The following is a 19905-nucleotide window of genomic DNA, read 5'->3' as shown; positions in this document are numbered from 1 at the left end:
ATGAACCGAAGTAGGGCTAAGTTAACTGTGCAATGAATAAAACCATGTACGGCTCGCAAAACAACATAAATATACTGAAACCACCTGACGTACATATAAGGGTACTGTCAAGCAGCCGCGTGGCAAGGAATCCGACAAAGCTGCTCGGAGCGGTAATCCTCATTGAGGCTTTGTCGATCGGTCACTTTCATGCGTATCTCCAAAGGCATGGCCTGATGATGGGTAGACTCCACCAATGGTACTATGCTTCCAGGTGGTTCGGTCTAGCTGTTAGTTTTGACAGGGATGCCTGGGCTCAAGGGGGTTAATGCGCGACTGCCCACGAAGTCATCTTGAGATGGCGTAAAGTTATTGACGGAGGGAAACAGTGTGAGATTATGGAAAGAGGGTGTTCTCCAATCGTTCCCGTTTGCCGAGAGCGAACCGCAAGTCCTGGAAACCATGACTTCTTTGGCGCATCAACTGGGATTTGATTATTGTGCCTATGGACTCCGCATGCCGATCCCTCTGAGCAATCCCCCTGTGGCCCTGCTATGCAACTATCCGGTAGCTTGGGCGGAACAATATACAGCGCGTAACTATCTGGCCATTGACCCCACCGTTCGCCAGGCCATGAAATCCACATCGGCGTTTGTCTGGTCAGAAGAAACCTTTTCATCAGAACGCGTCTTCTGGGAGGAAGCACGCTCCTTCGGTCTCCGGGAGGGACTGGCCAGTGTTTGCCGTGACACGGGTGGTGTCAGCGGCATGCTGAGCCTTGTCCGCTCCGGCGAAGCGATTACAGAGATTGAATGGCAGGCCATATCTGCGCGTGTTTTACAACTAACGGAAGCCGTGCATTGGGCCTTTCGTGGTTTGGTGACACCCCGCCTGTGCCCCGAGCTCAATGCAAAACTATCCCCGCGCGAAGCCGACATCCTGCGCTGGACTGGCGACGGCAAGACTGCGCAACAGGTCGCCGATGTGCTACGAATTTCCGAGCGCACCGTCAACTTCCATCTCCGGAATGCTATGGCAAAACTGAATGCCGCCAACAAAACCGAGGCCACATTGCGGGCAGCAGTACTGGGGCTACTTTAGCGCAAACAGGACTCAGGCCTGCCAAATGCCATCATCCCTAGCGTCTGCGGCGCGAAGTGCGGAAATACATGAGCCACGAGCCGATGGTAAAGAGTTCTGACGAAGGCTTCTGAAAGCCTCTGCGCACAAAGTGTTCTATCTATCCCCGCCGTTTGCATCTCGCATCATCGGCAGAGAGAAGCCCCTCGGAGATTTGTTTTATCTCACCAACTTCGGCGTCAATCTCACGAGCCTTGCGCCGGAAGCACTTTCATCGTTACGGCATGCTCATTCGACGTCGTTTACTTGGAGATCGGTGACCGTACAGCGGGTGACTCAGCCTCGTACCCTGACGATGATCTTCAGGCCATTCGGGTCAACGGCAATTGGCAGTTCAATCACAAAGATGGAACACCTTACTAACCTCGCTCATGGGGCTAACGCGGCCCGTTTTTATGAATGGCCGACGCAATAAACGAGCAGTGGAGATCGGATCAAAATCAGGGCGGGGTCGACTTACGCCGGTGCGTAGCGACTGCCGACCATTGAGCGTGGTCGGCATGACGGATTGCCGGTATCTGGAAGATCCACCAGCAGCCCCACTGGCTGAAAGACATTTGAGCCGTTTTACCGATGATATCGCCGTCACGTGACTAACTGACGGATGTCAGCCAGTTGTGCCAATTTCTTAGTCTATTTCTTCACTGATCATAGACGGAGACGCCTTGGCTCTTGCTCCCTAACAGGTAACCAGCCCCTCTTCGCTCTCCAGCAAGCCTGGCAGCGAGATTACCGACGCGCAAATGGGTATAACGAGCAAGCATCTGCAGCGTTCTATGCCCGGTGATCCCTTTTATTTCCATGATGTCGAGATCTGTGCGCTCAAAAAATCGGCTCGTCGCCTCATGTCGCAGGTCATGAAAGTGCAAAGACTCTTCATCCCACCCTGCCTCCATACCCGCAGCATCTCTGGCTCGATCCCATGCACTGTCGATGCCGTCACAACTGAGATCAAAAATGGATCCCTCAGTCTTTCCAGCCCGCCTCATCGTCAATGCTTCAATGGCTGCGGGTGACAATGACACCGTTCGCGCTTCCGATATTTTTGTTTTAGGCAGAAATGCCGTCCGAACGTCTAAATTGACATTTTCCCAAGTGAGCGCAGCGATTTCATTCAGCCGCATTGCTGTTTCTAATGCAAAAACTATTAAACACGCAAATTCCAAACTCGTAGCACCCAACAGAGTACCCGCTTCACCTGACCGGAGACGGCGCTCCCGACCAGGGGGCAGTTTTGGCTTGCGCACGATCGCAACCGGGTTTTCGAGTGATTCCATTCCCCAGTTGGATTTAGCCACGGTAAATAAATTGGACAAAACAGCGAGATGCAGACGAACAGTATTTGCCCCCTTTCCTTCCGCCTGCATATCCAGGATCACGTTCCCAATATCGACGCTGCGCACGCTGGCCATCGTACGCTTCGATAAGGGGCGCTTGAGCCACTGGGAGATAAATCATCGTTCTCCCGATTGACCACGCCCCTCTTTCTTCAGTGGGGTCACTTCCCGAAGGTATCGCCCCAAGCACTCTCCGACGGTCGTGCGTTCTGCCTCACCCCGAGGAGAAAATACACCGCGTTCCATTTCGGATTCGACCTGTCTGGCCCATGCTTGAGCCTGCCTTTTTTTTCAAAAGTTTTTGACTGTGCAGGGAAGCCCTTTCTTCGCACTTGGGCCTGCCAGCCAATCACAATACCGTCGCAATCCTTTCTAGCATTGATACTTGCCATGCTGCACCTCCGCTGCACTCTCGAATCCATAGTGCAGCATATTTGCAGCAAAAAATAAACAGGCACTGAGCATATTCTGCTAAGTGCCTGTTTTATTTGGTGCTGGCGACCGGAATCGAACCGATGACCCACTGATTACAAATCGGACAATGTACCGTCTTTCCAAGTATCACGGGGACTCAAAACAGCATACTTTACACTTTATAATCAGTCTATTGTGTAAAGTCATTGTGTCGTAGCGTATCAAAGAATATCATAGCAGCGTACCCAAGAAAGTTACCCCGAAGTTACCCCGGACGCGCTGATTGATAGGAACTGGTGCCATGCAAAAACTGACGTTCACAGACACAACGGTTAAAAACCTGAAACCCACAGGTGCCCGCGTGGAGATCCAAGACGCAGGCTATAACGGACGCGGAGCGCTGTATTTACGAGTCGGAGCCAAAGGCGGCAAGTCTTGGGCGTTTCTGTATCGGTTTGCTGGCCGTCTGCGGCGTCTCACTCTGGGCGATTATCCAGGGGTAACCTTGGCCGGTGCGCGGGTGGCAGCGGCTCAGGCCGTCACCGAGATAGAAAAGGGTGATGATCCTGCAAGTACCAGGCAGGGCGAAAAAGCGATAAACCGCCAGGCGCTGACGGTCGAGGGGCTGGCGGCTGATTATGTCGAGATCTACGCCAAAGCAAGAAAGCGAAGCTGGGCAGAGGATCAGCGTATTCTCCTGCATGACGTAGTTCCCGCATTGGGCACCCTCAAGGCCAAGGACGTGACTAGACGCGATATTGCGCGTCTACTTGATGGCGTCGCAGCCAGGGGCGCACCTATTGCGGCAAATCGCACATTAGCGGTGGTGCGGAAAATGATGAACTGGGCTGTTGACCGTGGCGAAATCGAAATAAATCCGGCAGCGGGCATCTCTGCGCCAAGCCGGGAGCGAAGCCGAGACCGAGTAATGACTGAGGATGAGATTGTGGCGTTCTGGTCTGGGCTGGAAACGGCGCGTATGGAAGCCGTCACCAGGCAGGCGCTCCGGTTTATGCTGGTGACTGGTCAGCGCCTTGGCGAGGTATGCGCGATGCGCTGGGAACAAGTAAATGGCGTCTGGACCATACCGGCGTCTATCGCCAAGAACGGCAACGCACATCGGGTGCCGTTGTCCGCGCTGGCGTTGTCGATTTTGGAGCAGGCGAAGCAGGTTGACGGCGGCGCGGTGGTGTTTCCTTCACCACGGGGGGACAAGCCCATGAGTCCTACGGCGCTGTCGCATGCCTTACGGAAGAACCTGGAGCAGATAGGGCTGGATGACGTGCACCCTCATGATCTGCGGCGTACTGCAGCCAGCCACATGACCATGCTGGGCCATAATCGGCTGGTGGTATCGAAAGTTTTGAATCATGTGGAAGGCGGCGTTACGGCTGTTTATGACCGCCATTCATACGACCCAGAGAAAAAGGCGGCATTGGACGCCTGGGCCGCGAAGTTGGAAACGTTGGTACTCTGAGGAGCACCCCGCAATCGCTTCCACTGTGGAGGCGAGCGAATAACCCGGCGCAATGCCGGGTCTCTTGGTCAGCTTCCGGCAAGGCCTCTGCCGAAACTGCCGAGCTGCTTTGAAATCCACCAGTCTGCCGGGTCGTATATGGCTGGCACCTTGGGTGCTTTGGGCATTCCCTTGCCTGCACCCCAGTAGTCGCCTATTCCTGAAGTGGTGAACCGGCCCAGCCCACTGTTATAGGCGTCCTCAACCGCGTGCGTCCCAGCCCATTTACTCGGCGTGAAGGTAGGCGCGTCTGGTGCAGTCGGTACGCCCGGACCGGCGCCCCAAGCATCTCCGATTGAGCCCCCGATAAAATTCCCGGCCTGCTGCGCGGCTGGCTTCGGCTTGGCAGCGGTGACTTGCCCAGGTGTCGGGATAGCCGCTGATATATTTGGTACACCCAAATACGGGGCTCTCCCCGTAAAGAAGCTATCGACGAGGGGGGATTTCATCGGGTTAACCCGTTGAGGCATCCCCGAAGCGCTGGGAAGCCCAGCAGGGGGAGGACCGATCATCTTCTGATAGGAACTCACCGACCCAGGATCACTGAACGGCTTTAGGCTTGGAGCAGGTTTATCGTAGGAGGCGCCAGTCCCCCCCAAAAGTGCGTTCTGTTGCGCCGGACTAAGGTTGGCGCCCTGGTTGTGCATATTCGTGGCAAGTTGTTCCGCCGCACCGGACGGACTGATTTGGTTTGCTTCGTTATACACACTGGGAATATTCGTAAAATTATTCCCGCCCTGCTCGTGAACCCCGTGAACATCAGTCGGTTCAAAACCCATGCCCGCGCCGGTTGCGAAGTTCACGGGATGGCTGGGGTCATTCCCTTTATAGCCAGTAGCCTCGTCGTAACGCATGGCAGACCCAATGCCCCCACCAGGCGCTACAAAGCCTGAACCATCGGTTGCGGGCATCACAGGGGGCGTAGACGGTTCATACGGACGATAGTTAGCGGCTGTCGCGGGTAGCTGGCCGTAAGGATCGCTGGCAGGCACTTGGCCTGTGCCGACTCCAGAACCTTGAGCAATCAATCTCGCGCCCTGCGGAAGCCCCCGCATGCCAGGGAATGACGCCTGGAGCGGTTGGGGTAGTTTCGGCGTGGCCCCGCTGGTTACACGTCCTGTCGTGGGTAGTCCTAGTCCAGCCATGTCTGCTTCCTCGTGGGTTGTCTTTCGATGGCTTGAAACTAGCATCTTCGCAAGTGGATTGATGCCATTCATAGATGCGGCTGTCACTGTGACTAATTAAGAGCCTTATATAGGGCAACATATTCCAAACGCTGAATGTCATGATTCGCCTAGATGCCTTGTTATAAGTAACGCAACGGCAACGGGCCGTAGACATACAACGAGGTTACGATGGACAAGATTATTAGATTTCCAGAGGCAGTGAATATCACCGGGTTATCCAAGGCCACGCTGTATCGCATGTTGCGCGAGGGTCAATTTGTGCCACGGGTGCAGATCTCGGAGCGCAATGTGGGCTTTCGTCAGAGCGAAGTTGCGAAATGGGTTGAGTCCCGTCGACGCGCGTGACCCGCAAAAATAAAGGGCCGCTCCGCAGCGACCCCCTAAACAACCCCAACACGAGGTAATTATGGCACAACTTTCAACTGTAAACAACGAAGTACTAGAACCTTTAACCCCGCGTTTTGACGCGATTCCTGCCGCGTTGCGGGCTATGCCGTGGGCGGTATCCGACCCGACAATACCGGACGGCAACGCGCCCAAAGCCCCTCGAAATGCGCAAGGGCGGATGCTCTCGCCAGCATCGGACACGGGGTGGCCTAGTTTTTTACAGGCTAGCGCCGCTCTAAAGTCGGGTAAGTTCCGCTCTTTCGGGGTGCGGCTTAATGGCACAGTGGACGATGAGGGACGCGCACTGGTTGGGTTCGACCTGGACAAGACCGACGCGAAATTTTTGGAATTTCCAGCCCTAAAGTCGATTTTAGAGGGCGCAGTCGGGCGGGGCGTTTACGTGGAAAGATCGCCAAGCGGGACCGGATTTCGCGGGTTCGCGTATGCACACGTCCCCGCAGGCTTTACGGGAGCAAACAAAGGGCACGGGCGGGGCCTCGAAGTTTACGCAGATTTAAGGTATCTAAGGATAACTGGGCGTAAACTTACGGCATCAGCCCCAGAAATTGGCGTGGATCAAGAAGTTATTGGCGAGTTTTTGGCGATGATCGGTGACGGAGATCCGGCGGAGCGTTTCGATCTGGCGGCGAATGATACTCCGGCAGATGCGGAACTGATCGCACAGTGCGCGGAGCGAGTGAAGCAACGCGACCCGTTTCTCTGGGCTGGCAATCTTGAGGTGGCCTGCGACGCGAACGGCGTAAAGTACGGCCCCAGCGAAGCGGACATGGCACTTTGTGCAGTCATCAGAAACGCGGGAATCGAAGTCGGCGCGCCAATCGCCCAGATCCCGAGCCTAATTGAGGCGGTCATGGCCCAAACGGGGCTTGCACAAGGCGCACATGGCGATGGCAGCCGGAAGTGGATTGAGCGGGCCGATTACCGCGAACGGACCATATCTGCAGTCTGCGCGGGTCTGGCGGCAGCTCCAGCCGTACTCAAGCGTGAGGCGGGCGTAAATCCAAATGCTGCAGGCGATATTGCGCTCGCGGAGCGTTTCGCCCAAGCGCAGCGCGGACGGTTGCTCTGGATTCCCGAAATGTCGGCGTGGCTGGCCTGGAGCGGCACTTGCTGGGGCGCGTGTAGCTGCGGCGAAGAGGTCCAGGCGGCCAAGTCGGTTTTGTTTGCACTGGTGGACGAGGCTAGGCAGGTCATGGCGACCGATCAAGAACGCGGAGCCACGATGATGCGTAGTGCGATGGCAGCGCAGAAAGACGCCCGCATTAAGGCCATGCTGAACCTGGCGAAAGCGGAGCCGGGGATGAGCCGGAGCGTGGTCGAACTAAACGCTGATGCCCACCTTCTCGGCGTTCAAAACGGTGTCGTGTACCTGAAAACCGGCGAATTGCTGGAAGCAAAACCCGAGCAGCTTATTTCACGGCAATGCGCGGCCAGCTATAACTCCAACGCAGTGTGTCCCGCATGGTTGGGGTTCCTCCACGGCGTGTTCGACGGGGACGATGAGCTGGTCGCTTACGTTCAACGGGCCATCGGTTACACACTGACGGGTAGCAACACCGAAGAGTTGCTTTTTGTCTGCCACGGCCACGGGAGCAACGGCAAGTCTTTATTCCACAATGTAATAAGTCGGATCATGGCAGATTACGCGAAGGGCGCACCTGCTGACGTTCTGGTCCAAAAACCCGGAATGAATCCAGGGGCGGCGAGTCCAGCCCTCGCAATGTTGGCCGGGTGCCGGATGCTTGGAATCAATGAAACCGGGACGGGCGACAGATTAGACGAGCAAGCGCTCAAGACGCTCGCGGGGCGCGAAGCCATCACCGCCCGGCCTTTGTACGGCTCGTACTTCACTTTCAGTCCGGCGTTCACTCCTTGGCTGCGCACGAACCATAAACCGGTGATTACGGGAACTGACCATGCGGTTTGGCGTCGTTTGGCGCTGATCCCGTTCAAGCGGCAGTTCTCCGGCGCGGAGCGCGACAACGGCCTCGAATTGAAGCTGTGGGCCGAGCGCGATGCCATTCTTACCTGGGCTGTCGCGGGCGCGGTGGAGTGGTCGCGGAACGGGCTGCAAGCTTGTACCACCATTACACAGGAAGTACAGGCGTATCGGCGGGAATCAGACCTACTCGGGCAGTATCTCGACGAGGCGACATGCGCCGATCCCGCTGTACGCGTGGAGCAGAAGCTGCTCTATGCGGGATGGGCGGCGTGGTGTGCCGAGAACGGGGTGCGGCCCACATCAAAGGCTTCGTTCACCCGGCGCTTGGCTGAACTCGGGCACAGTACGTTGCGGTCCCACGGCCACAGCTACTATGCCGGGCTGGCAATGGATACCACCGGGCTGATCCCTGCCCCTCTCGCGTAACGCACAGTTGGGTCGGGTGCAACGGGTACAACATTTTCGCTATTTCCTAAAACTTTCTATAAAACTTCTCCACGAGGGGACTTTATAGAAAAAGGCATAAAACTAGCACCCGTTGCACCCGATTCGGCACTATAACTGTGAAGAACGCAGTGAGCCTACCGATTTTTGACCAACAAGGAGCACATGATGGAATACACAACACAACACCGCACAGCCGCCCCGCGTACACTTGGGGGTGCGTCGTGACCACCTACAGCGAAGTTATCAAGGAGCAGATGATGGCAGCCGAGCCAATCAATGCGACGCGGCCAGAGCTTGGTCTATGCACAGGCCAGGGGCTTGTGGATGCGGCCAAGAGGCTGCGCAGCTTCTCAAGTACGGTGCCGCCCAGCCAGCAATGGCAGCAGTTTATAACTGCACAGAGCGATGTTTACCGGATTATTTTCGTGGCAGATCACTTCGATTATCCAGACGATCTGATTGATATTTTAGGCCCTCGCATCATGCAGGCGCAGGAGGTCATCGGCAGCTCTAAGTTCTACGAGAGCAAAGGGCGTTGCGCCCCAGGCATGCGAGAACAAAGAGCCCTTGAGAATTACTTCGGGTCCATCGCGTCTTATCTGGAGCGCCTCGTGGTCCATATCAAAACGAGAGCGCTGCAGCCCAAACAGGAAGAACCGGGGGATCATCCAATTCGGCCAGCGCAGGAAGCCGAGGACGCTTTGGAACTACAAAGGCAGAGTTTCGATCCGTTCGACGCTTTCGCCTCGCTGGAAGGCTGTCGGCTTGGGGAGGATTGACTATGAATGCGCTTGAATACCGCCAGCATCTTGCAGAGGCCGCGAAAGCGGCCCAGGCACCCGCACCATTACCTACTCCGCCAGAGACCCCGGACATTGCGCTGTACCGCCAATTGCTGAAATCAGGCTTGCAGCGCGGGAAACAACTGCCAGGCTTCCACAGTACCCTCTCAGACCGCCAGGAACGCCTCATGAGCGGCTATGTGGAGGACTTGCACCATGCCAATGATTGGTTACGCTCAGCGGCCTCGTTTGCCCTTGCACGGGGCGGTAAGGCTGGCCAGTCCCTCATGGTAGAGTTTCGCCACCACATAGCCTTGCTCGATGATCTCCGGGACGGGTTCAGTGTGGAGACGGCGCCAGCCCGAGCCGAGGCGTGGAACACCTGCTTTCTTCATTTGCTGGATGGTCTGGAGCGTTGCCGGTGGGTAGCGTACCGGCCATCACGCAGGAAAGAATGAAAGTGGTTACTTAAAATAACTGCGTCTTGTTTATGGGTTTCATATTACCGACCGGTCGGTATGTAGTGGATTGTGGTTTCGGTTGTCGCGCTTCTCGGTGGCGAAACCTCCGACCATCCCGACATGCCGCGCCACCATCCACTCCAAGCATCGGGACTGCGCGTTAGCGACTCCCGATCCGCCCAATCATTGGGATGCCGCGCAGAGCTTAGCGACCCAATTGACCGCAGGCTTGGGCAATATCCGCGCCGCTGTATCCCGCTGCCATCCCACTCGGAGACGCTGCGGTCCATTTTGCGTCCTGGGCTTCCATTCGTTTCTCGCAGGCAACCACAGTTTGTTCTTTAGCGTGTAGCGTTTTCTTGAGCCCCTGCATGGCTTGTCGCGGCGCTTCTCGTTCCACAAGGCGGGCCTGCCGTTGCGCCTCGATCCCGGCGTACCTCGCCCCCGATTGATCATCATCCGTAGTGGGTGCGCCGCGTCTGATAATAGCACCCCGGCACGGCGTACCCTGAAACGAGTTCCCACACTGGTAAATTGTCGCGTGCGCGGCTGCTGAGAACGCGAATAGAACGACCGGTAGGATATACTTATGCGCGGTCATTTTGTTCCACAGGCAGCTCAAGAAGTTTGATCACTGTTCATTATACATATTTCCACTGCCTCCATTGCTGTATAGTTTGCCGTTATTGTTATCAATCGCCTGCCCCCCACCTATACCTGTCAAAAATCCGCCATTTCCGTTGATAATAGGAATTTCTTGTCCTTCATTACTCTGGTGATGTTGCCAATGATCGCTATTTTTAAATGCTGCCGCTGGCGCTGCCTGTGGAGGTACGGGCTGACTAGCTTCCTCAGCCGCTAAAATCGGCGCTATCTGCGCCATTTCTGCCGATGCCTGAGCCTGTTCCTGCCCAGCTAGGTAAGCGTCCGCTTCTGCATTCTGTGCCTGTCGCTCCTCCTTTGCTTCAATTACCCACGGCGCACTTGCGCGAACTTCGGCCTGCACTTTCGAGAACGCGGCGAGACCTCCGACAATACCAGACAGTGATTCAATCTGTGCCTCGGTCTCAAACTGCTTCCCTTTCGGCATAGGGTTAGGATCTTTACTGCTTACAGGTGCCAACATTACCCCCGGCAAGTTATTCAGAATATAATGGGCATAATCGGTATTGTTGGTCGCGCCATGCGCGGCTGCTGAGAACACAAGCAGGGCGATTTTAAGGATAGGTTTGTGCATGGTTATTTCGTCCCACAGTAGGCGTTTATAATCGCCGCCTCAAAGGTGCCCGGAGCACCGTAAAATGGCGCGAAAGGTCCAGGGTCAGAATTGACTAACGTATCATTGAGGTAGGCACTCCCTTGAATTATTGTATCTGATCCCTGTGAACAATTTATCCTGTTTAGCGTTATTGTTTTATTATAAACACCACTGCCGTGATTTTGCGGAGAACTATGGACAATCTTTTGCCATACCTCATTTGCCCCCTGTGCACGCATAGCCCACACAGCCTCACCCCCGTGCACGCTGGTCCCGATTTTCACCCAATCAGCACCATACGCTGCCCCAAAGTATCCCAGCAGCGCCAGCCCTAAAATAAGCCGTTTCATACCCCTCCCTTTACACATTTTCATAAAAATTAGGCTCCCGTATAAGAGCGAGTAAGCAATATAGCAGTCGCACGAACTTCGACCCCCGTACCGACTAAGCAAGGCTTGTTTTAGCGTTTCTCGTTCTCAGTATCAATAGTGTATCAATAAATAGCAGCATTTAATCAGGTGCGATATAATGTGCTACACATTAATTGAATGGAGTTTTCAAAATGATCTGCCCAACTTGTAACAAACGCCTCCGCGTCGTTAATTCTGCCCACCGTAGTGATGGCGCTGTTCATCGCAAGCACTTTTGTTACCGCTGTGATGCGGTGTTTTTCACCCGCGAAGAACTGGTGCAAGGTCGTATCCCGATGTACAAGCCACAATTGCATCGTTTTCCCCGTCCGGTCTGAACACTAACGCGCCCTTCGGGGCGCACATTGGAGGCTTACCATGTATTTAATCATTCAAACCCTTATGAACACGGACAACCAGGCAATGCGCCTGCCTGGGCGCGTCCTCTCGCGGATCATCGCCGGTCGGTTCTTTGTGGTGGCTGGCGCTGACCACTTCGACCTTTTCACCGTTGATGCACATGGTCTGCCTTGCAGATTAGACGATGCTGGGAAATTTGCCAGTGCGAGCGCGGCCTACAGGCAAGCGCGTCGTTTGGCCAAATGAGACACGCGGCAGGCTTTACGCCTGCCCACTGGAGACGATCATGCACTTCTCGATCAAGGCAATAAAAGCAGCGAACAAGGCCGCCGGTCAGCACTTCTTTGATCGGTCCACGATGAGTTTCTTTCAGTCCAGAGTATGCAGAAAGGTAACAGGCCATTACTTTGTGACTTCCGAGCGGTGCAGATTCGACCAGAGCGCGAAGCGTACCTATACACTTCGGCAGGTAATGGATAACGGCTGGATCTCCACAGTGGGCGATTATGGGGCGTATTCCACCAGTCGGGCAGCACACGCGGAAGCTGCGCGGCTCTGGGATCAGGACTGCCTAGAGATCCGGCAGGACGAGGAAGCGGACGCGGGACGCTGGGAAGCCTACACAGCAGCATGACCACAGGAAGCAGCCCGGCATAGTCCGGGCTTTCTTGCGTCTGGACAGGGAAGGGGCGGCCTTGCGGCCTTGGTAGCGCTGGGGACGCTGGGATGTAGTAGCGGGCAGATATGACGCCTTGGCAGGTACTCGTGGCGCTGGTCTGGCTGTTCCGGTGTCACAGTAACAGACGAAGGCGCCGGTGAGTAAGCCATGGATAATTGAACAGAGGCCGAAAGTTACCCAGAAAGTTACCCCAGACGAAAAAAGGGCCTAGGAATTAACCTAAGCCCATGTTTAACATGGTGCTGGCGACCGGAATCGAACCGATGACCCACTGATTACAAATCAGTAGCTCTACCGACTGAGCTACGCCAGCAAGACGCGCAGTTTAACGCGAGGCGGGTGGTACTTTCAAATCTGACGGGGCCTGATGGTGGCGGTGCAGCCCGATCCAGAGCAACGCCCCCGGCAGGCTGGTCAGTACGACGGTGAAGCCCAGCAATAGTGAGAGAGCCAAGGCCTGATCATGCCCCATATGCAGGTATGACAGATAAAACACCATCAACCCCTCACGCAGTCCCCAGCCCGCAAAGGAGATGGGTAAGGCCAGAAAAAGGCTGATCACCGGCCAGACCACCCATATCGCCACGGCATCGGGGGCTTCGCCCAGGGCACGGGCGAGCAGCCAGAAAGTCAGGATCGAAAAAAACTGCACCACAAAGGAGAGCGCAATCGTGCCGCCGAGGGCCAGACGATGACGCAGCAGCGCCGCCATTCCCAGACGAATGTCGTGCAGCTTTTCACCCAGCTTACCCGCAAATTTTTCCAGAAAATTGAGCAGTGGGCTCAGAATCAAAAATACAATCAGGACGTAGGCAAAGACCAGAATCCCGATCGTCCAGCCCATCTGCGGCAACAATCCCACCCGCGCACCGCCCAGCACAAAGGCCACGGCGGCGATAGCGATGAGCGCCCCCAAACCCATGAAGCGGTCTCCGAATACTGCGGCCAGCGCCAGCGGCATGGAGTGGGTCTGATGGCGGGTGTACCAGGCGCGGATCACGTCACCGGACACGGAACCCGGCAGTACCTGATTGAAATAGGCACCCACCCAGTTCAGCCGCAGCAGCCAGAGCATGGGCGCGGAGCGCTCCATTGCCATGAGAATAATGCGCCAGCGTATGGCAGACACCGACAGATTCATGGCGTAGGACAACACGGCCGCGACAAACCACAACGGGCGCAGCGCCGCAAAACGCTGACCCAGCTCCTGCCAGTTGGTGTTGTGCAGGAGCCAAAACAGGATGCCGACCGTAAAGACGATCTGCAACAACAATTGCCAATGGGTATGACGTTTTTTGTTTTCTTCGGACATATTCAGCTTTTTGCAGTCATGACTGGCAGCGACTCTATGCCAGATGGGGGCACGATGACAAACACCCTCATCCTGCCCACGCCGCAAGCTCGCGATGGAATACGGCTACTTTATCCAGTGTCTCCTGATACTCCGCATCCAGATCAGAATCCGCGACGATGCCGCCCCCCGCCCAGAAGCGCAGATCGCCCTGAACCGCCGTCATACTGCGAATGGCAATATTCATATCCAGGCCGCCGCGCTGGTCCAGATAACCAATACTCCCGCAATACAGGCCGCGCGCCCCGGCTTCCAGTTCCGCGATGATTTCCATGGCGCGACGTTTGGGAGCCCCAGTAATGGATCCCCCCGGAAAGCAGGCCTCCAGCGCACTCAAGGCATCCCGTCCCGGTGCTAAGTGCGCCTCCACCACGCTGACCAGATGATGAACGTGGGCGTAAGATTCGAGCGCGCAGAGTTGCGGCACCTGCACCGAGCCAGTCGCTGCCACCCGCCCCAGATCGTTGCGCAACAGATCGACAATCATCACGTTCTCGGCGCGATCCTTGGGGCTGACTAAAAGTGCTTGCGCTATCTGTTGGTCTTCCTGCGGAGCCTCCAGACGCGGGCGTGTCCCTTTGATGGGCCGCACCTGCAAACGATCTTGTTGAACCCGCAGCAGCCGTTCCGGGGAAAAACTCAGCACCTCTCCCTGGGGCAGGGACAAATATGCCGAAAAAGGCGCCGGATTGACCGCCCGCAGACGCTGGTAAAGTGACCATGGCGATCCTGCATAAGGGACGGCAAAGGGTTGGGCCAGATTCACCTGATAGCAGTCACCCGCCTGAATATAGTCCTGTACCCGGCCAAAAGCTGTGGCATAGTCCCCACGACTCCAGAGCGGCCGTACCGGCCCCTGCACCTGAAAAGGTGGATCGGGGGAACATGCTGTCTCGCAAGCCAGGCGTGGCTGCCACTCCGCGAGTGCCTGCACCATCCGGTCTTCGGGTGCACAGAGCCAGGCCTCGCGCGCATGATGATCGACCAGCAGCACCGTATCATAGATACCAAAGGCCGCTTCAAGAAGAGACTGAGTAAGGGGCGGTGAAATACCCTGCCCCGCCAAACCAAAGTCATAGGCCAGATAACCCAGCGCCCCGCCCACAAACGGTAATTCTGCGGGCAGAGAAGCGGCATCGGGAAGTCTCGTCACCGACTCGCGCAACGCCTCCCAGAGAGAAAGCGCCGAGCGGCGCGCAGGACTATCCCCATCGGCAATCCAAAGCTGCCCCGCCTCCTGCCACAAGCGCCGGCGTGGTGCCGTCACCAGCATGCTGTAACGCCCCTGCGGCGATGCCGTCACGCCGCTATCCAGAAAAAAGGACCAGGGCATTGAGGCGAGCGGCGCAAATACCGTGGCGACATGCTCAGGATAGGGCACCACAACACATTGGGTCAGTACAGGGTGAGGGGGCATAAGCAGCGCGGAGTCCACTGAAACGGAAGCATCAGCATAAGGGAGAAGCGTGATTTTGCCCATTCCCGGACGTGGCATTGGGGCGCATCACCGCGGGACTCTCCCTTGACGGCTGACCGATCGGTCAGTATCTTGTGGGCTTACTGTCACAACAGGGTCATTCCCATGCGCGTAGATCGTCTCCCCCCACGTCTTCCGCTTCTTATGGCGACACTGATTCTGGGCACGCCGCCCGCCTGGGCGGAAAATCTCATTGATGTTTATCAACAAGCCTACCAGACCGATCCGATACTGGCGCAAGCCCGCGCTGGACTATCCGCTCAGATGCAGGACAAGCCCCTCGCCCGTTCCGCCCTCCTCCCCCATGTCGGCGCCGGTGCCGGTGTCGGCTTTAACACCGCCGACATCACCGGCTTCGGTGCAGAACCCATCAATCGCGCCTACCTGTCCGACAACTATAGCGTCAATATTACCCAATCCGTTTTTGATGGTCAGGCATGGACAGCACTTAAGCAAGCCGACACCAAAATTCAGGCCAGCGCCGCAGCTCTTACTTATACCGAGCAGCAACTGGCCCTGCAGGTGGCTCAGGCCTACTTCGGCGTATTGGAGGCACAAGCCCAGAAACACGTTGCCGAAAAACAGAAATCGCTGCTCGAAAGTATTTATAAACAGACGAACGCCACTCTGAAAATTGGCACCGGGGATGTCATTGCCGTACGTGAGGCACAAGCCCGCGTTGATGCTGCCGCAGCCGATCTCATCAAGGCCCGCAACGGGGTCGCTATTGCTCAGCGCCGCCTGCAGCAACTCACCCATCATCCCATCGGCGTGCTCGACAACCTGGGACATTATGAGGCCCTGGGTCCACAACCAGACGATATGAACAGCTGGGTACAGAGTGCCGTCAAAGATCAACCGCTGATGCGTCAGGCGGAAGCGCAGCTGCATACTGCGCAGGATCAGGTCGAATATAACCGCCGTGCGCGCTGGCCGGTGGTGAATCTTCAGGGTATCGCACAACACTCCCTGGGTAGCCCCTTCCCCGGCATGGCCATGAATCAGGCCGGGGTGAGCCTCAACCTCTCCGTACCCTTCTATCAGGGTGGACACACCTCTGCCTCCGTACAACAGGCGCAGGCACAGACCATCGCCAGTGTTGATCACGTCGCCAATGTCCGCGATGAAGTCACCCTCAATACCCAAACCGCCTTCCTCAATCTCAAGGACAGCGTGGCACAATTGCGCGCCGCCAAAGAGACCGCTGCCTCGGCCAAAGTTTCCCTGGAAGGCACGCGCAAGGGCTATGAGGTAGGTACCCGCTCCATCATCGACCTGCTGCAGACGGCCACGGATTATATCCGCGCCGAGCAGAACTACAATGTGGCGTTCTATAGTCAGATAATAGCGCGAATACAACTGAAGGCCGCCTCTGGGCAGATCGATATGGCGGATCTCGAAGCCATCAATGCCTTGCTGAACCAGAGCACAAGCCGCCCATAATAGTCCACCAACCTGGTGGACTGTGGCGTATGGCCGCTGCCAAGAAGATGCGGGCCGCTTTTGACCACGATAAATTTGTTCTCAGCCTCTCTACGGCAGCCGCGTCATTCGCAGAACGCCAAACCACCGTATAAAATGGCCACATTACTCGTCGACACACGGCGCGTGCTCTTGGCGCGCCCTCAGCAGCGTGCCAGAATCGGAAGATGAACCCCTCCCCACCTGACGGTGACCTCGTCATAAGCAGCCACCACCCCCTGCGCAGCGTGCTCAAAATCGGCAGCAATACTATGCTGTCACGCCTGCTGGGCTTCGCTCGCGACGTGATCCTGGCGCGACTCTTCGGCGCGGGTGAAATAGCCGATGCGTTTTTTGTCGCCTTTCGTATCCCGAATTTATTCCGACGCCTCTTCGGTGAGGGCGCTTTCTCCCAGTCATTCGTCCCGGTGCTGGGGGAGTATCGGGCCACCCGCTCCGTCGAGGAAACCCGAGCCTTTGTCGCGGACGTTGCTGGCTGGCTGACTCTCACCCTGGCGGTCGTCACCATCGTTGGGATACTGGGGGCCAGTGCCGTTGTCTATGCCATCGCGCCCGGTTTTGCGGATAGCCCGGACAAATTTCACCTCACCGTAGAGCTCCTGCGCATCACCTTTCCCTACCTCTTTTTTATCTCTCTGGTGGCACTGGCGGGTGGCGTGCTGAATACCTATGGACGTTTTACGGTACCGGCCTTTACACCGGTCTTTTTGAATCTGAGCATTATCGCAGCGGCGGTCTTCTGGGCACCGCATCTTCAGCAACCCGCTATAGCCGTGGCCTGGGGAGTTTTCATCGGCGGGGTGCTGCAGTTACTGTTTCAGCTACCCACCCTCAGACAGGTCGGGCATCTGCACTGGCCACGCTTGCGGCGGCGTGATCCCGGTGTGGGCAAGGTGCTGCGGCTCATGGGACCGGCGGCATTCGGGGCATCGGTAGCGCAGATCAATTTATTTCTGAATACCATTTTCGCTTCCTTGGTCGGGGCAAATGTGGTGTCTTATCTGTATTACTCTGATCGCCTGGTGGAGTTTCCTCTGGGCGTCTTCGGAGTGGCGTTGGGGACAGTGGTGCTGCCGCTACTCTCACGACAGGCGGCAGAGCGCTCGCCGCAATTCCCAAAAACTCTGGACTGGGCCTTGCGTCTCACGTGGCTCATCGGACTGCCCGCCACCGTCGGCCTGCTCATCCTGGCCCAACCTCTACTGATCAGCCTGTTTCGTTACGGGGCCTATACGGCTGAAGATGCCTGGCAAAGCACCCTCAGCCTGATGGGCTACGGCCTCGGCATCTTGCCGATCATTGCTGCACGGGTGCTCGCACCGGCCTTTTATGCCCACCAGAATACCCGCACGCCGGTGCGTTTTGGGATGATCAGTGTCGCAGTCAACATGGGTATCAGTCTTGTCCTGGCATGGCCGCTGCACCAACTGGGCTTGGCCATTGCGACGAGCTGCGCCGCACTGGTCAACGCCTTTTTACTCTGGCGTCGTTTGCATCGCGACGGGCTGTATCAGCCGCAACCCGGCTGGCCGAAGCTTCTGCTGAAATCCGCCGGGTTAGCGGTGATTATGGGCATGGTCTTACTGTTTTTGCGCGGCGACACAGCGCTTTGGCTGTCACTGTCCCTCTGGGAGCGGCTATTGCGCGTGCTGAGCCTGACACTCCTCGCCGCCACATTATATCTGGCGGGTGCCTGGTGGCTGGGCATTCACGAGCTGCGCGATCTGTATCGACAGAGATCGTCGCGTGCCTGATTCCGACGGATTACCCAGACATGGCGATACCGTCTTCGCCATTCAACGACCCGGCCAAATCAGGGTCTTTACCCTGCACGAGGCTGAGGCTCTCTTTCCTTTGGTCCGTTTCATCACGGTGCAGGCCCATGATGAGCTGGCTCCTATCCTGGAGTCTGCACGTGCCAGCATGCAAAGCCATGAAGCCTTGCGCCAGCAGGAAAAGCGCTACGAAGAAATTGTCCGACGCTGGATTAACAAGATGGAAAGGCTGGGGGTGGTGGTTGCTGGACTGTGGCTATTGGATTTTGATACCGGCGACGGCTATCTCTGTTGGCGTTATCCAGAAGTAGTGCTCGGATTTTATCATGGCTACGATCAAGGCTTTAGCCAACGGCGTCCGCTGCCAGAGATATTGCGGGAGCACCAGCCCGACTGGGCAGCTTCCGGCGAAGGAGAAGAGCGGTGAAGGACGGATGGCCCATGCCCTGCCGCTCGCGCTCTTTAGCCACACCGGTTCGGACTCTGGGTATAATCTAGGGTAATCCACATTTTTACGCTAAGATGACGGCATTTTTGGCAAACCCGGACGCACTGAGGCGCATGCACCCCTTCCCCTCTCTCCATCACCGTATCACCCACACTGCCGATGCAACCCAGGCGGTCAGCATCGGCAATTTCGATGGGGTGCATCGCGGCCATCAGGCACTACTGGGGACCCTGCAGGAAAGTGGGCTACCGACGGCGGTCCTCACTTTCGAACCCCTCCCCCGCGAGTTTTTCCGCGGTACGGACGCGCCACCGCGCCTCAGCAGCCTGCGCGAGAAGGTAGTAGCACTCCGCCAAAACAAGGTACAGAACATCACTTGCCTGCCTTTTAATCAGGCATTGGCCAACCTGTCTGCTGAAGATTTCATTACTCAGATACTGGTCAAACGATTGCGCTGCGGGCTACTGAGCGTCGGCCACGACTTCCGCTTTGGGGCGGGACGGCGCGGTGATCTGGACATGCTCTGCCGCTTCGGGCAGGCGTATGGCTTTTTGGTGAAAGAACAGCCCCCCTTTCTGCTCGACGGTGAACGGGTGAGCAGCACCGGTATCCGCGCCTTTTTGCAGGCGGGCAAATTGTCACAGGCAGCAGCCTGGCTGGGGCGTCCCTACGCCCTCTGCGGCCGCGTCGTACATGGCGACCATCTGGGTCAGGAACTGGGCTTTCCCACTGCCAATATCCCCTTGAATCGCCGCCCGGTGCCGGTCAGAGGTATCTTTGCCGGACGCCTGTTGAGCCCACAAGGAAACTGGGTCGCCGCTATCAGTATCGGCCTGCGCCCCACCGTCGGCGGCAAGCAGATGGTGCTGGAGGCCCACTGTCTGGATGCAGACAGCCCCGATCTCTACGGACAGCAGGTTTCCGTAGAACTGCACCACAAGCTACGGGACGAGGAGAAATATGCTGATCTCGACACCCTTAAGGCCGCCATCGACAATGACGTCGTGAACACCCGAAACTTTTTCGCCGAACATCCCAAGGACTCTGAATAA

Annotated in this window: 20 protein-coding genes and 1 tRNA gene; 13 read left to right on the top strand and 8 right to left on the bottom strand. The window is 56.7% G+C overall.

The window, feature by feature from the left end:
• Nucleotides 1–369: 369 nt before the first annotated feature.
• A complete protein-coding gene (locus H2515_RS04790) occupies nucleotides 370–1080 on the top strand; it encodes an autoinducer binding domain-containing protein (RefSeq protein ID WP_198661018.1) in 711 nt (236 codons plus the stop codon).
• Between the two features lie 680 nt (nucleotides 1081–1760).
• On the opposite strand, the gene H2515_RS04780 is transcribed toward H2515_RS04790, so the two are convergent.
• Entirely contained in the window at nucleotides 1761–2531 is a 771-nt protein-coding gene (locus tag H2515_RS04780) for a site-specific integrase (protein ID WP_232821553.1), read from the bottom strand.
• Nucleotides 2532–2617: 86 nt separating this feature from the next.
• Entirely contained in the window at nucleotides 2618–2848 is a 231-nt protein-coding gene (locus H2515_RS16015; protein WP_232821552.1) for a hypothetical protein, read from the bottom strand.
• Nucleotides 2849–3171: 323 nt separating this feature from the next.
• On the opposite strand from H2515_RS16015, the gene H2515_RS04775 reads away from it, so the two are divergent.
• Nucleotides 3172–4347, top strand: a complete 1176-nt coding sequence (locus H2515_RS04775) for a tyrosine-type recombinase/integrase (RefSeq protein ID WP_198661017.1) — start codon at nucleotides 3172–3174, stop codon at nucleotides 4345–4347.
• A gap of 68 nt (nucleotides 4348–4415) precedes the next feature.
• Here H2515_RS04775 and H2515_RS04770 read toward each other — a convergent pair whose 3' ends face one another.
• Nucleotides 4416–5531, bottom strand: a complete 1116-nt coding sequence (locus H2515_RS04770) for a hypothetical protein (RefSeq protein ID WP_198661016.1) — start codon at nucleotides 5529–5531, stop codon at nucleotides 4416–4418.
• Between the two features lie 210 nt (nucleotides 5532–5741).
• Between H2515_RS04770 and H2515_RS04765 the strand changes: the two genes are divergently transcribed.
• The 4 genes from H2515_RS04765 to H2515_RS04750 all read left to right on the top strand — a co-directional run bounded on the left by H2515_RS04765 (nucleotide 5742) and on the right by H2515_RS04750 (nucleotide 9610).
• Nucleotides 5742–5918 carry a helix-turn-helix transcriptional regulator gene (locus tag H2515_RS04765; protein WP_198661015.1) on the top strand — a complete coding sequence of 59 codons (177 nt, stop codon included), beginning with the start codon at nucleotides 5742–5744 and terminating at the stop codon, nucleotides 5916–5918.
• 613 nt (nucleotides 5919–6531) lie between these two features.
• Nucleotides 6532–8349 carry a DNA primase family protein gene (locus H2515_RS04760; RefSeq protein ID WP_198661014.1) on the top strand — a complete coding sequence of 606 codons (1818 nt, stop codon included), beginning with the start codon at nucleotides 6532–6534 and terminating at the stop codon, nucleotides 8347–8349.
• A 242-nt stretch (nucleotides 8350–8591) separates the two neighbouring features.
• Nucleotides 8592–9149, top strand: a complete 558-nt coding sequence (locus H2515_RS04755; RefSeq protein ID WP_198661013.1) for a hypothetical protein — start codon at nucleotides 8592–8594, stop codon at nucleotides 9147–9149.
• A 2-nt stretch (nucleotides 9150–9151) separates the two neighbouring features.
• Nucleotides 9152–9610 (top strand): hypothetical protein, encoded by a 459-nt coding sequence (locus tag H2515_RS04750; protein WP_198661012.1) that lies wholly within the window; start codon nucleotides 9152–9154, stop codon nucleotides 9608–9610.
• 634 nt (nucleotides 9611–10244) lie between these two features.
• Here H2515_RS04750 and H2515_RS04745 read toward each other — a convergent pair.
• Entirely contained in the window at nucleotides 10245–10850 is a 606-nt protein-coding gene (locus H2515_RS04745) for a hypothetical protein (protein ID WP_198661011.1), read from the bottom strand.
• A 2-nt stretch (nucleotides 10851–10852) separates the two neighbouring features.
• Nucleotides 10853–11221 carry a hypothetical protein gene (locus H2515_RS04740; RefSeq protein WP_198661010.1) on the bottom strand — a complete coding sequence of 123 codons (369 nt, stop codon included), beginning with the start codon at nucleotides 11219–11221 and terminating at the stop codon, nucleotides 10853–10855.
• 212 nt (nucleotides 11222–11433) lie between these two features.
• Here H2515_RS04740 and H2515_RS04735 point away from each other — a divergent pair, with 212 nt between their 5' ends.
• Genes H2515_RS04735 through H2515_RS04725 form a run of 3 tightly spaced genes read left to right on the top strand, consistent with a single transcriptional unit; the run spans nucleotide 11434 to nucleotide 12275 of the window.
• Nucleotides 11434–11619, top strand: a complete 186-nt coding sequence (locus tag H2515_RS04735; RefSeq protein ID WP_198661009.1) for a hypothetical protein — start codon at nucleotides 11434–11436, stop codon at nucleotides 11617–11619.
• A gap of 40 nt (nucleotides 11620–11659) precedes the next feature.
• The gene (locus tag H2515_RS04730) at nucleotides 11660–11887 is read left to right on the top strand and encodes a hypothetical protein (RefSeq protein ID WP_198661008.1); all 228 of its coding nucleotides are present in this window, start codon (nucleotides 11660–11662) and stop codon (nucleotides 11885–11887) included.
• Between the two features lie 40 nt (nucleotides 11888–11927).
• Nucleotides 11928–12275, top strand: a complete 348-nt coding sequence (locus H2515_RS04725; RefSeq protein ID WP_198661007.1) for a DUF7447 family protein — start codon at nucleotides 11928–11930, stop codon at nucleotides 12273–12275.
• Between the two features lie 282 nt (nucleotides 12276–12557).
• Here the strand turns inward: H2515_RS04725 and H2515_RS04720 are convergent.
• From H2515_RS04720 to pabB, 3 genes are all read right to left on the bottom strand, one after another.
• Nucleotides 12558–12633: transfer RNA gene (locus tag H2515_RS04720), tRNA-Thr, on the bottom strand.
• Nucleotides 12634–12645: 12 nt separating this feature from the next.
• The gene (locus H2515_RS04715; protein ID WP_198661006.1) at nucleotides 12646–13632 is read right to left on the bottom strand and encodes a lysylphosphatidylglycerol synthase transmembrane domain-containing protein; all 987 of its coding nucleotides are present in this window, start codon (nucleotides 13630–13632) and stop codon (nucleotides 12646–12648) included.
• A gap of 67 nt (nucleotides 13633–13699) precedes the next feature.
• A complete protein-coding gene (pabB, locus tag H2515_RS04710) occupies nucleotides 13700–15052 on the bottom strand; it encodes an aminodeoxychorismate synthase component I (protein WP_232821550.1) in 1353 nt (450 codons plus the stop codon).
• Between the two features lie 201 nt (nucleotides 15053–15253).
• On the opposite strand from pabB, the gene H2515_RS04705 reads away from it, so the two are divergent.
• From H2515_RS04705 to H2515_RS04690, 4 genes are all read left to right on the top strand, one after another.
• On the top strand, nucleotides 15254–16591 hold the full coding sequence (locus tag H2515_RS04705) for a TolC family outer membrane protein (RefSeq protein WP_035195095.1): 1338 nt from the start codon (nucleotides 15254–15256) through the stop codon (nucleotides 16589–16591).
• 206 nt (nucleotides 16592–16797) lie between these two features.
• On the top strand, nucleotides 16798–18384 hold the full coding sequence (gene murJ / locus H2515_RS04700; protein ID WP_232821549.1) for a murein biosynthesis integral membrane protein MurJ: 1587 nt from the start codon (nucleotides 16798–16800) through the stop codon (nucleotides 18382–18384).
• The gene (locus H2515_RS04695) at nucleotides 18377–18832 is read left to right on the top strand and encodes a DUF2203 family protein (RefSeq protein ID WP_051984935.1); all 456 of its coding nucleotides are present in this window, start codon (nucleotides 18377–18379) and stop codon (nucleotides 18830–18832) included. The genes murJ and H2515_RS04695 overlap by 8 nt, the downstream gene beginning before the upstream one ends.
• 134 nt (nucleotides 18833–18966) lie before the next feature.
• Nucleotides 18967–19905, top strand: a complete 939-nt coding sequence (locus tag H2515_RS04690) for a bifunctional riboflavin kinase/FAD synthetase (RefSeq protein ID WP_035195313.1) — start codon at nucleotides 18967–18969, stop codon at nucleotides 19903–19905.

It is taken from the genome of Acidithiobacillus ferrivorans, from assembly GCF_016250455.1.
Classification (GTDB): domain Bacteria; phylum Pseudomonadota; class Gammaproteobacteria; order Acidithiobacillales; family Acidithiobacillaceae; genus Acidithiobacillus; species Acidithiobacillus ferrivorans.
The sequence above is the reverse complement of the archived record's forward strand: the minus strand, read 5'-3'. Positions and strand labels throughout refer to the sequence as shown.

Bases quoted from the DNA above. Each gene is read 5' to 3' on its own strand.
- H2515_RS04750 (WP_198661012.1), top strand. From the start codon at position 9,152: ATGAATGCGCTTGAATACCGCCAGCATCTTGCAGAGGCCGCGAAAGCG.
- H2515_RS04690 (WP_035195313.1), top strand. From the start codon at position 18,967: ATGCACCCCTTCCCCTCTCTCCATCACCGTATCACCCACACTGCCGAT.
- H2515_RS04740 (WP_198661010.1), bottom strand. From the start codon at position 11,221: ATGAAACGGCTTATTTTAGGGCTGGCGCTGCTGGGATACTTTGGGGCA.
- H2515_RS04780 (WP_232821553.1), bottom strand. From the start codon at position 2,531: ATGGCCAGCGTGCGCAGCGTCGATATTGGGAACGTGATCCTGGATATG.
- H2515_RS16015 (WP_232821552.1), bottom strand. From the start codon at position 2,848: ATGGCAAGTATCAATGCTAGAAAGGATTGCGACGGTATTGTGATTGGC.
- H2515_RS04745 (WP_198661011.1), bottom strand. From the start codon at position 10,850: ATGCACAAACCTATCCTTAAAATCGCCCTGCTTGTGTTCTCAGCAGCC.
- H2515_RS04735 (WP_198661009.1), top strand. From the start codon at position 11,434: ATGATCTGCCCAACTTGTAACAAACGCCTCCGCGTCGTTAATTCTGCC.
- H2515_RS04730 (WP_198661008.1), top strand. From the start codon at position 11,660: ATGTATTTAATCATTCAAACCCTTATGAACACGGACAACCAGGCAATG.
- H2515_RS04775 (WP_198661017.1), top strand. From the start codon at position 3,172: ATGCAAAAACTGACGTTCACAGACACAACGGTTAAAAACCTGAAACCC.
- H2515_RS04705 (WP_035195095.1), top strand. From the start codon at position 15,254: ATGCGCGTAGATCGTCTCCCCCCACGTCTTCCGCTTCTTATGGCGACA.
- H2515_RS04770 (WP_198661016.1), bottom strand. From the start codon at position 5,531: ATGGCTGGACTAGGACTACCCACGACAGGACGTGTAACCAGCGGGGCC.
- H2515_RS04765 (WP_198661015.1), top strand. From the start codon at position 5,742: ATGGACAAGATTATTAGATTTCCAGAGGCAGTGAATATCACCGGGTTA.
- H2515_RS04725 (WP_198661007.1), top strand. From the start codon at position 11,928: ATGCACTTCTCGATCAAGGCAATAAAAGCAGCGAACAAGGCCGCCGGT.
- murJ (WP_232821549.1), top strand. From the start codon at position 16,798: ATGAACCCCTCCCCACCTGACGGTGACCTCGTCATAAGCAGCCACCAC.
- H2515_RS04715 (WP_198661006.1), bottom strand. From the start codon at position 13,632: ATGTCCGAAGAAAACAAAAAACGTCATACCCATTGGCAATTGTTGTTG.